The following is an 11,455-nucleotide window of genomic DNA, read 5'->3' on the forward strand; positions in this document are numbered from 1 at the left end:
GGTGGACAGATTGTCTAAAGCGATTCAAGTCGCAATCGATGGACCAGCATCGTCTGGCAAGAGTACAATTGCCAAGAAAATTGCTAAAAAATTAGCCTATGTTTATTTAGATACAGGTGCCATGTACAGGGCAATTACATTACTAGCCCTAGATGGACACATTCCAGCTGAAGATGCTGACGCATTAAAAGCCTTAGCTGAAGCGAGTGAAATTACCTTTGAGCCAGGGGAAAATGGCCAGCGCGTCTTAGTTAACGGACAGGACCAGTCAGAGGCCATTCGTACAGACCGTATCTCAAAAGAAGTTTCTGCGTACTCAGCAGTTTCTGAAGTACGCCAGGTCCTAGTTGAAAAACAAAGAGCCTACACGCAAAATGGACAAGGCGTTGTAATGGACGGCCGTGATATTGGGACAGTGGTATTGCCTGATGCTGAAGTGAAAATATTCCTAACGGCATCTGCTGAAGAACGTGGGCGTCGTCGCTTTTTAGAAAATCAAGCCAAAGGTTATTCAGAAATGAATCTTGAAGACTTGATTGAAGATATTAAGCGTCGAGACTTGTATGATTCGACCCGAGAAGATAGTCCATTAGTACCTGCAGACGATGCGGTCATGTTAGATTCATCTGATTTAACACTTGAAGAAGTAGAAGATTCTATATTAGCTGAAATCCACCGTGTGATTGCATAATTTATATTGCAAAAAATACTATCAATCACAAAAAGAGGTAAAATTCAAGCGAATTCTACCTCTTTTTATTATCTTTGAGGAATAAATGTTGAATATGGTTTAAATAAATGATATAATAATAATTGATCATTGGCTTAGTGCGAATGAGGTAGTACATTTAGGAGAGGATTTAGAGTATGTCAAACGAATTTGAACAAAATCAAAATAATGAAGAAATTCCATCAATGGAAGAGATTCTTGCAGAATCAGTAGAAGTAAAAATTGGTGATACAGTAACAGGTGAAGTATTATCAATCGACGATAACCAAGTAATTGTTGGTATCGAAGGCGCAGGTGTTGAAGGGGTTATTCCTTTCAAAGAATTATCTGCTCAACCAATTGACTCAATCGAAGAAGTTGCTAAAGTTGGCGACACTTTAGAGTTAGTTGTTATTAAACAAATCAAAGAAAAAGAAAATGGTTCATTCCTACTTTCTCGCCGTCGTATCGAAGCGAAAAAAGTATGGGCTGAATTAGAAGTTAAAGCTGAAAACGGTGAAATTATCACTGTTCCAGTTAAGAGCGTAGTTAAAGGTGGATTAGTTGTTGATGCGGGTGTACGTGGTTTCATCCCAGCTTCAATGGTTGAAGACTTTTTCGTTGACGATTTCTCTCCATACAAAGGCCAAGAATTAGAAGTTAAAATTGTTGAAATTGAACCTAGCGAAAATCGTTTAATCTTATCGCACAAAGAAATCGCTGCTGAAAAACGCATCGCTGAACGTGCAGAAAAATTAAACTCATTCCAAGAAGGCGATAAAGTAACAGGTACAGTAGCTCGCTTGGCTAACTTCGGTGCATTTATTGATTTAGGTGGTATCGATGGTTTAGTACACATCTCTCAAATCGCTCAAGCACACGTTAACCATCCTTCAGATGTATTAAGCGAAGGACAAGAAGTTGAAGTATTAGTTCTTTCAGTTGATGAAGAACGTGGACGTATTTCACTATCTATTAAAGCTTTACAACCAGGACCATGGGAAAACATTGAAGAAAAAGCGCCTAAAGGTGCTGAATTAGAAGGTACTGTACGTCGTTTAGTTGACTTCGGTGCATTCGTTGAAGTATTCCCAGGTGTTGAAGGTTTAGTACATATCTCTCAAATTTCTCACGACCACGTTGCTACACCAGGTGAGAAATTAACAGAAGGTCAAGCTATCCAAGTTAAAGTTTTAGACGTTGATGCTGAAAACGAACGTTTATCATTATCAATCAAAGCTCTAGAAGAAGCACCAGAAGTTGATGCATCTGCACAATCTGCTGCTCCTCGCGAAGAAAAACGTCAAAACAAACCTCGTAAACAAAACAACAACCGTCGTAACAATGCTGCTAATGCATCATCTGACGATGAATCAGGTTTCACATTCGGTGACTTATTAGGTGACCAATTGAAAAACTTCGATTTCGGGGACGATAACGAATAATTTTATTAATAAACCATAAGTTTGGTTTGATGGTAGGTTGGGGAAACTCGCCTACCTTTTTTATTTCAATGTTTGCTATTGAAAGGAGGCAAAACGATGTCTAATTTAACAATTGCCATTGTCGGCCGTCCAAACGTAGGAAAATCTACCATTTTTAACCGCGTTGTTGGAGACCGAATTTCAATTGTCCAAGATGAACCTGGCGTTACCCGTGATAGAATTTATGCACAGGGTGAATGGTTAGGGAAACAACTAAATGTAATCGATACTGGTGGTATCGAATTTAACGACCAAGATTTCATGACACAAATTCGCTTGCAAGCTGAAATTGCCATGGAAGAAGCAGATGTTATCATCATGATGACTAATGTCCGTGAAGGTGTGACAAAGACAGACTCTCAAATCGCCAGCATGTTACGCAAGACAGATAAACCTGTCGTACTGGCTGTAAACAAGGTGGATAACCCTGAACAAAGAGCGGAAATTTATGATTTCTATTCATTAGGTTTAGGCGATCCATACCCAATTTCTGGATCTCACGGGTTAGGTATCGGGGACATACTAGAAGAAGTATTCCACTTGGCACCAGACGATATTGAAAATGATGATGACGATGATACTATTTCATTCGCCTTAATTGGCCGTCCAAACGTAGGTAAATCTTCTTTGGCCAATGCAATTCTAGGTGAGAACCGTGTAATCGTATCGAATGTAGCGGGGACAACTCGTGACGCAATCGATACATCTTTCGAGGATGACGGACAAGTTTATAAAATCATTGATACAGCTGGTATCCGTAAACGTGGTAAAGTATACGAAGCAACTGAGAAGTATTCAGTAATGCGTGCCATGCGTGCAATTGAAAGAGCTCAAGTGTGTCTAGTTGTTTTAAATGCTGAAGAAGGTATCCGTGATCAAGATAAAACGATCGCTGGTTATGCCCATGAAGCAGGACGCGGGATTATTATTGTGGTAAACAAATGGGATACTCTTGAAAAAGACAACCATACCATGAAGAAATTCACTGATGACATTCGTCGTGACTTTCAGTTTATCGACTATGCACCGATCATTTTCGTATCTGCAGAAACCAAACAACGTTTAGTGCAATTACCAGAAATGATTGCCCACGTTCACGGTAACTTCAACCGTCGTGTTCAATCATCATTATTGAATGAGGTATTGGTTGATGCGATCCGTATTAACCCAGCACCATCTGACAAGGGTAGAAAATTACGTATTTACTACCTAACACAGGTCAAATCTGCACCGCCAACTTTTGTGGCATTTGTCAATGATGAAGAGCTAATGCACTTCTCATATGAGCGTTTTCTTTCAAATCAAATCAGAAAATCTTTCGATTTTTTAGGTACACCTATTCAAATCATCACAAGAAACAGAAAATAACAAAAAATGGTTTAAAACACGCGTATTTTTAACCAAAAACGTTGTTATATAGCGGTTTGTATGGTATTCTATAAAAGGATTATCTGAGAGACATTTCGATTATCCCGTATATTTATCTTTGAATAAATATATCCGAAAGAATTTCGGAGGAGGTGAAATTAGAATGGCAAATAAAGCAGAATTAGTACAAAACGTTGCAAATGCAGTAGGTGATTCTAAAAAAAGTGTAGCACCAGTTGTAGATGCAGTTTTCGAACAAATCGAAGCATTTTTAGCTGACGGTGAAAAAGTTCAATTAATCGGTTTTGGTAGCTTTGAAGTTCGTGACCGCGCTGCGCGTAAAGGTCGCAACCCTCAAACTGGCGATGAAATCGAAATCCCTGCAAGCAAAGTACCAGCTTTCAAACCTGGTAAAGCATTGAAAGATGCAGTTAAATAAGATTACAAAGAACGTCGTTGATGTCAGAGACATCAGCGGCTTTTTTATTTGCAGTATTTTGCCAAATACACCAAAAAAATTGCACAAAAGTAGCAAAAATATGGGCGTCTATGATGGATGGTGTTAGTAGATGCTATAATGACTGGTCAGAATTGGTAACTATGACGCTATCCATAATTAGCTTAGAAATCGCAAGATATGCACGAAAAAGGAGGCTAGACTATTGTCCAACCTCCTAATTTAAATTGTTATTGTCTAAACTACTTTACTTCGATAATTGCCGTTTTTTCATCGACTGAGCCGTCAGCGACTACTTCAACATTGTCATATTGATCGGCGTTTGTGATAATAACCATAACATCTGGATCATAACCAGCTTCTTTAATAACTGCTAAGTCAAAGCTTCCTAAAAGGTCACCTTTGTTTACTTGATCACCTTGTTTGACTTCACTTGTAAAGCCGTGACCGTTTAAATTCACAGTATCGATACCAATATGGATTAAGACTTCTAAGCCTGATTCACTGGCTAAACCATAAGCGTGGCCCGTTTTAGAAGCAATCGTTAAACTACCTGAAATGGGTGCATATACATTACCACTTGCGTCAGGAACGATGGCTAATCCTGGTCCCATCATACCTTGAGAGAATACTGGATCGTTGACATTTTCTAGGGCAGTGACCTTACCAGCAAGTGGTGCAACAATCGTCTTATCATCGCTTGCTAGGCCAGTGCTTTCACCTGCTACAGTGTTTGTTTCTGAGGTAGGGGCTGTTTCTTCAGTTTCATGAGCAGCAACTACTTTTGCTTCTTTCTCTTTCTCAGCTTGGGTAGCTTTTGCCTCTTTTTTCGCAATAGATTTACCGTAAATGTATGTGGCTACGAATGCAACAACGATAGATACGGCGATGGCAAGCATAAATGTTGGTATAAAGCGAGGGATGATGGCAACGAAACCAATCACACCTGCAGGTCCTAATGACTGACTACGAACGTTAAAAATACCTAAAATGACTGAGGCGATACCTGAAGCGATTAACCCGATGAAGAATGGATATTTCAATTTCAAGTTGACCCCGAACATGGCTGGTTCAGTAATCCCTAGCATGGCAGATAGAGATGATGATGTCGCTAAACCTTTAGTTTTTTCATTTTTAGTGATGAAGTATACGGCTAAGGTCGCTGCACCTTGAGCAACATTGGCAACTGATGCGATTGGGAAAATGAAGTTACCACCTGTAGTCGCAACATCTGCAATTAGGGCTGTTTCAATCGCTGGGAATGATTGGTGTAAGCCTGTTAATACAATTGCTGAGTAGAATAGACCGAATACACCATAACCAAATGCCCCTAGGTAAGAAATAGCTTCTACAATACCGTTCAGTAATAAATCAGATAGGGTACGTAGGACTGGTCCTACTACTGTAAAGGTAATCATCCCTGTTAAGATGATGGTTAACATCGGTGTGAAGGTAAAGTCGATGGCATCTTTTAGATATTTATGGAAGAAGTTTTCCAATTTAGCTAGAATCCAAGCAACCCCAATAACAGGTAAAACTTGTCCTTGGTAACCAGCTTGGGCAATCTCTAAGCCAAAAATATTCCATACCGGCATTTCACCGGCTGCAGTCACATTGGCCACGTCGTAACCATTTACTAGTTGTGGCATAACCATGATTAACCCCATGGTGGCACCTAGATAAGGGTTACCGCCAAATCGTTTAGTAGCCGAGAAGGCAATTAAAACAGGTAGGAAGGCAAAGGCAGCAGAAGCGAACATGTTGATCATGTCAGCAAAATCTGCCCAGGCTGGGTACATAGCAACTAGGGCTTCAGGTCCAAATAAGTTTTCACTTGTTAGGACGTTGTTGACTGCCATAATCAAACCACCGGCAGTTAGGGCTGGAATTAATGGAACGAAAATATCTGATAATACCTTAATGACTGCCATTACTGGGTTTTGTTTACCCTGATTTTTAGCCGTTTCTTTTACTTCCTCTTGGGATGCAGGCTTAATATCGGCGATTTTTGTATATTCCTCATATACCTTATTCACATCACCAGGTCCTACAATAATTTGATATTGACCGTTCGCTTGGAAGGTTCCTTTCAAGTCTGGGTCATTATCTAATGCTGATTGGTCAATCTTTGCTTCATCTTTCACCACTAAACGCAAACGTGTGGCACAGTGGGCTGCAGTCACAACATTGTCTTCCCCCAGCGCTTGGTGGATACGTTTGGCAACTTCTTTATGATTCATGATATTTACCTCTTTTCTTCATATTTATTTTGTAAATTTAAGCGTTTTCATTTACTTGATTAGAATTTTAGCAGGCGAATGGTAATATGTCAAACGTTTGACAGAAAATATTTCATTTACATATAAATCCATTGAAAAATAAGGATATCTAATATGGAAACGCTTGCTATTTTTCCAAGATATGCTTAAAATGATAGCATCATAAACACAAGAATGAGGATGCAAGAAATTCATCATTTATTAGGAGGATACACATGTCTTTTAAATTACACAGCTTTAACAAAGCAGATCGATACCGAAACTATGCCGACTGGCCAGAGGACTATGTCACAGCACTCAATGAATTAGCAGACCAATCACCATGGCGCAATCACTTTCATATCGAACCGAAAACAGGCTTAATCAACGACCCTAATGGCTTTTCATTTATAAACGGTGAGTGGCAAGTATTCTACCAATACTACCCATTTGGCCCAGTCCACGGCCTAAAATCTTGGTACCGAGTAACCTCTAAAGACTTGATCCACTGGGAGGAAAAGGGTTTGGGACTGCTTCCTGACAGCGCCTTAGATGCTCACGGTGCCTATTCAGGTTCAGCAACCGCTGATGGTGACAAGTTACGGTTATTTTATACTGGAAATGTGCGCGATGAGAATTGGGTTCGTCATCCAAAACAAAATACGGTTACCTTCGACCCTAAAACAGGGGCCCTGGGTCAAAAAGAGCTAATCATTGATGAAATTGATCAGGCGACAGACCATTTCCGCGACCCTATGTATTTTACAGCTCATGGTCAATCTTGGTTAGTCATTGGGGGCCAAAGAAAATCTGACGAGCGGGGGACCTTGTATTTATACCAAGCAGACCCAGAAAACCTAGACCAGTGGACTTACCACAGTGAATTACCGATCCCGCAAGCAGACTCTGCCTATATGTTTGAATGTCCAAATATTAACCAAGTAGATGGCAAAGTCTTTGTCACTTTCTGTCCGCAAGGAATTGACCAAGACCAATTAACCTATCAAAATATTTACCCTAACGCTTATCTAGTGGCGGATGCTTTTACTGCAGCGGGCAAATTAGAAAACCCTGGTCAACTAGAAAACTTAGATTACGGTTTTGATGTGTATGCCAGTCAACTGATCAATGCGCCTGATGGGCGAGTGCTAGGCGTTTCCTGGTTAGGTCTACCGGAAATTGATTATCCAACGGACCAATATGGTTACCAAGGTGCCTTAAGCTTAATCAAAGAATTTCGCATTCAAGATGGTCATTTATACCAATACCCAGTAGCTGAGACCTTGGCCTTAAGACAAGCGCCACAAGCCCTTTCTGACCATATTGAAATGGACCAAAACACCTACGAATATGCCTTTGAAGTAGCGGCGAATAAACAAGCGACCGTTCAATTATATGCAGACGCAGACAAAAAACATTTTGTCACCTTATCCATTGATACAATTGATGGTAAAATAAAACTTGATAGAAGTGAGATGGGGATAATTTTTGCTGAAGACTTTGGCACAAGTCGAACGCTTGACCTAGCTGGCCAAGAAAAAGTGACAGTGAATGTCTTTGCGGATACATCTATATTAGAGATTTTCGTGAACGATGGCGCTTATGTCGTGTCTTCAAGAATTTTTACACCATCTAACCAACACACACATATTTTTGCAGAAGGAACTGACAACAACCTGGTCTACCCCCTGCAAAAATAATGAATAAGGGGGGAGAACCTTGCGGGCAAAGTTACAAGATGTAGCAGCTTTAGCTGGTGTTTCAGTAACAACAGTGAGTCGCGTCATTAATCAAAAGGGTTATTTATCACAACAAACTATTGATAAAGTCCATGCAGCCATGAAAGAATTGAATTATTATCCAAATTCACTGGCACGGAGTTTACAAGGCAAGTCGACCAAGTTGGTGGGCTTGATTTTTCCTAATATCGACACCATTTTTTACGCAGAATTGGTCAACCACCTGGAGCAAATCCTCTTTGCCAAGGGGTATAAGACCATCATCTGTAATAGCGAGCGAGATGCTGACAAGGAAGCTGAGTACTTGAATATGCTCCAATCCAACCAAGTGGAAGGGATTATTGCGGGGGCCCATAATTTGAATTATGCGGATTACGAGCGGGTGACTGCGCCTGTAATTTCTTTCGACCGGTATATCGGGGAAAATATTCCTATTGTGTCCTCTGATAACTATCTGGGCGGGAAGTTGGCGACAGAGACCTTACTTAAGGGGCAACCGACCAAGCCTTGGATGATTACTGGGGCCAATGATCCCAATTCGCCGACATATTTGCGTTACCAGGCTTTTATGGATGTGACCAAGGCCCATGGTTTAGACGGTCAAATCACTAACATTCCAAAGAACTTTTCGCAGATTAGAAAACAATTGATAATCAAAGCTTTATTACTAGAAGAAACACCGGATGCCATTTTTTGTTCGGATGATTTGACGGCCATGTTGGTCATGAATACCGCCAGTGAATTGGGAATGATAATTCCGGATGATTTAAAGTTAGTGGGCTATGACGGTACAGACTTTATCCAGACCTATGTCCCGCAATTAACGACTATTGCCCAACCCATTAAAGATTTGGCTGACTTATTAGTAGATGTCCTCTTGCAACAAATTGACCACTCGCTTGAGGTCAAGAAGGATGCGGATAATCGGTATGTCCTGCCTATTAAATTAATTCCCGGACGAACTGTCTAGTTTCTAGCTTGTGACATATAGAAGGTGAAAATAATAGAAGAAATTGTATTTAAAGCCATGGGGACAACCATCAGTCTAGCTATTGTCCATGATAAGGCCCAGGTATTATTAACTGAAGCCAAGCGTTGCCTATTGGATTATGAAGAACGGTTTTCTGCAAATGATCCTGACAGCCTTTTGATGCGGATTAATGCGAAGGCAGGTCTGGCTCCTGTACAAGTAGACGCAGATTTATTCAAATTAATCGCCATTGGCAGAGACTATTCTTTGCGTTCAGACGCTTGTTTGAATATTGCAATCGGACCTTTAATCAAGCTGTGGCAGGTTGGTTTTAAGGGCGCTAATTTACCAAGTGAAGCGGCTATTCAAGACCGGTTAGCCCTTACTCACCCTGCAGACATTATTTTAGATGATGCGAAACAAACAGTTTACTTAGCGAAACAAGGAATGGAAATTGACTTGGGGGCAGTTGCTAAGGGATATTTTGCTGACTTAATCAAAGATTATTTCCTTGAGCAAGGTGTCCAATCAGGCATGATTAACTTGGGCGGGAATGTATTACTAGTCGGCGCACATCTTGAAAATCCTGGTGGTTTTTGGCGAGTAGGGGTCCAAGATCCTGACCAAAGTCGCAACCATTTACGCGGGATTATCCAATTTCAAGATGGGTCGGTGGTGACTTCTGGTATTTATGAGCGGCATTTTGAATACCAAGGCAAAACCTACCACCATATTTTTGATTCGCAAACGGGTTATCCGGTAGACAATGACCTGGCGGGCTTGACCATCATCTCTAAGTCTTCCTTGGTTGGGGAGATTTACACGTCTTTATACTTTAATTTAACCAGTCAAGATTTATTGGCGAAATTATCTGTTATTAGCGGGGTGGAAGCGGTCATTATCACAAGAGACGGGGAAGTTGTATTGACCGAGGGGATTAAACCCTTTTACACACCGGTTAATGAAGTTGAAAGTCCCTATTATTAATTTGTGATTCAAGAGAAGTCTAGTAAAATGGACTTCTTTTTTTATTACAGTCTTGTCAGTGGGGGGGCGGTAACTCTTTTTCAAAAGGTGAGGAATTATAGCCCTGGTGGAAGATTTTACCTGGTGAATTGTGCTAAAATAGGCTAGGTATAGGGGGTTGGATCTTTTGGACCAATTAGTGAATGAATTTATTACGTATATACAGCAAAATGAGATTGAAAAGGCCAATGTGGTTTTTGAAAAAATCTTAGGACAGCTTGAAAAAGAAGATGCCCAAGTCATGGCACAAACGGGATACAGCCTGGCGCAATTAGGCTTTGTGGATTATGCCAATGAGATTTATACAGTGGGAGAAAACAGATTTCCTGAGGAAGATTCATGGATCTTATTGAAGGGTGAGTTAGCCCTAGATAATGGACAAGTGGAAGAATCGATTGATGAATTACTGAAAATTACGCTGGAATCACCATTATATGTGGATGCGTTATTACTACAAGCGGATGCTTATCAAATGTATAATTTGCCGGAAGTGGCCTTGGTCAAATTGAGTGAAGCGCGGGAATTAGCGCCAAACCAACCGGTGATTTTATATGGGATTGCGGAATTACGGTTCCAACAGGGTGAATTCCAACAAGCCTTGCCGTTATATGAGCGGTTATTGCAGTCTGAAGAGACACCGGAATCTTTATTTGAAACTATTGAAGCCCATTTTGCTTATGCTAAGGCGGCAACGGGGGACTTTGAAGAAGCCATTGAATTAATTGAAGCGACACCTGAAAATGATCGGACAGATGAGCAACAAGAACAATTAGCCTTCTATTATGTGGAAACAGAAAACTTTGAAAAAGCCAATACCATTTTAGAGGCCTTGTATGAGGACGATAAATTATCGGACGGGTTACTAGCGGTTTTTGCTCAAGTGAAGAATGCCTTTCATGACCATGATGGGGCTTTGGAGATGATCGACAAGGCTATTTTGGTGAACCCATATGAAGCTCGTTTGTATTTCCAAAAGGCTGAATTTGCTCAACAAATTGGAAACCGGGAGACGGCTCGAGAGGCTTTGGAATTGGCTTTAGATATCGATCCTGACTACGGCCAGGCTTTAGTATTGCTACTGCAATTATTGATTGATGACGAGGACTACGGAACAGCCCGAGCCTTGATTCAAGATATGGATGAAAAAGGGATCGAGTTCGACCGTTATGTTTGGATGAAGGCTAAAGTCTTCCAAGAGTTAGAAGAATTTGACTTTGCTAACCAAGCCTACACCGATGCTTACCCACAGTTGAAAGAAGATACGTCCTTCTTACATGACTATTTCGATTTCTTACGAGAAGCAGGGGACTGGCGCCGAATTGAAGCAATCTTTAAAGAACAAAGTGACTTAGCCCAAAGACCAGACTTCCAAGATGTTTATGAAAGTTTACAAGATTGGTTGGCTGAAAATGAAGGTTTTTAATCAGAATACGGGGATACATAC

General features: G+C 40.6%; 9 protein-coding genes. 8 read left to right on the forward strand and 1 reads right to left on the reverse strand.

What is annotated here, in order from left to right; genetic code table 11:
* Nucleotides 1-10 precede the first annotated feature (10 nt).
* The 4 genes from cmk to AWM74_RS07700 all read left to right on the forward strand — a co-directional run bounded on the left by cmk (nt 11) and on the right by AWM74_RS07700 (nt 4,000).
* Nucleotides 11-691: a (d)CMP kinase gene (gene cmk / locus AWM74_RS07685; protein ID WP_026465334.1), complete on the forward strand. Its 681-nt coding sequence runs from the start codon at nt 11-13 to the stop codon at nt 689-691.
* A 176-nt stretch (nt 692-867) separates the two neighbouring features.
* Nucleotides 868-2,154 (forward strand): 30S ribosomal protein S1, encoded by a 1,287-nt coding sequence (gene rpsA / locus AWM74_RS07690; RefSeq protein WP_026465333.1) that lies wholly within the window; start codon nt 868-870, stop codon nt 2,152-2,154.
* Nucleotides 2,155-2,250: 96 nt separating this feature from the next.
* Entirely contained in the window at nt 2,251-3,561 is a 1,311-nt protein-coding gene (der, locus tag AWM74_RS07695; RefSeq protein ID WP_026465332.1) for a ribosome biogenesis GTPase Der, read from the forward strand.
* A 163-nt stretch (nt 3,562-3,724) separates the two neighbouring features.
* Complete coding sequence (locus AWM74_RS07700) at nt 3,725-4,000, forward strand: HU family DNA-binding protein (RefSeq protein WP_016897591.1); 276 nt, start codon at nt 3,725-3,727, stop codon at nt 3,998-4,000.
* A gap of 260 nt (nt 4,001-4,260) precedes the next feature.
* On the opposite strand, the gene AWM74_RS07705 is transcribed toward AWM74_RS07700, so the two are convergent.
* Nucleotides 4,261-6,258, reverse strand: a complete 1,998-nt coding sequence (locus tag AWM74_RS07705; RefSeq protein ID WP_026465331.1) for a sucrose-specific PTS transporter subunit IIBC — start codon at nt 6,256-6,258, stop codon at nt 4,261-4,263.
* A gap of 254 nt (nt 6,259-6,512) precedes the next feature.
* Between AWM74_RS07705 and AWM74_RS07710 the strand changes: the two genes are divergently transcribed.
* The 4 genes from AWM74_RS07710 (at nt 6,513) to AWM74_RS07725 (ending at nt 11,434) form a co-directional block, all read left to right on the forward strand.
* Nucleotides 6,513-7,976: a sucrose-6-phosphate hydrolase gene (locus AWM74_RS07710; protein ID WP_026465330.1), complete on the forward strand. Its 1,464-nt coding sequence runs from the start codon at nt 6,513-6,515 to the stop codon at nt 7,974-7,976.
* Between the two features lie 19 nt (nt 7,977-7,995).
* Nucleotides 7,996-8,985, forward strand: coding sequence for a LacI family DNA-binding transcriptional regulator (locus tag AWM74_RS07715; RefSeq protein WP_026465329.1), 990 nt, complete (start codon nt 7,996-7,998; stop codon nt 8,983-8,985).
* Nucleotides 8,986-9,009: 24 nt separating this feature from the next.
* Nucleotides 9,010-9,972: an FAD:protein FMN transferase gene (locus AWM74_RS07720; RefSeq protein ID WP_335338828.1), complete on the forward strand. Its 963-nt coding sequence runs from the start codon at nt 9,010-9,012 to the stop codon at nt 9,970-9,972.
* A 166-nt stretch (nt 9,973-10,138) separates the two neighbouring features.
* Nucleotides 10,139-11,434, forward strand: coding sequence for a tetratricopeptide repeat protein (locus AWM74_RS07725; protein WP_026465327.1), 1,296 nt, complete (start codon nt 10,139-10,141; stop codon nt 11,432-11,434).
* The last annotated feature ends 21 nt before the right edge of the window (nt 11,435-11,455 follow it).

The sequence above is a fragment of the Aerococcus urinaeequi genome, from assembly GCF_001543205.1.
Classification (GTDB): domain Bacteria; phylum Bacillota; class Bacilli; order Lactobacillales; family Aerococcaceae; genus Aerococcus; species Aerococcus urinaeequi.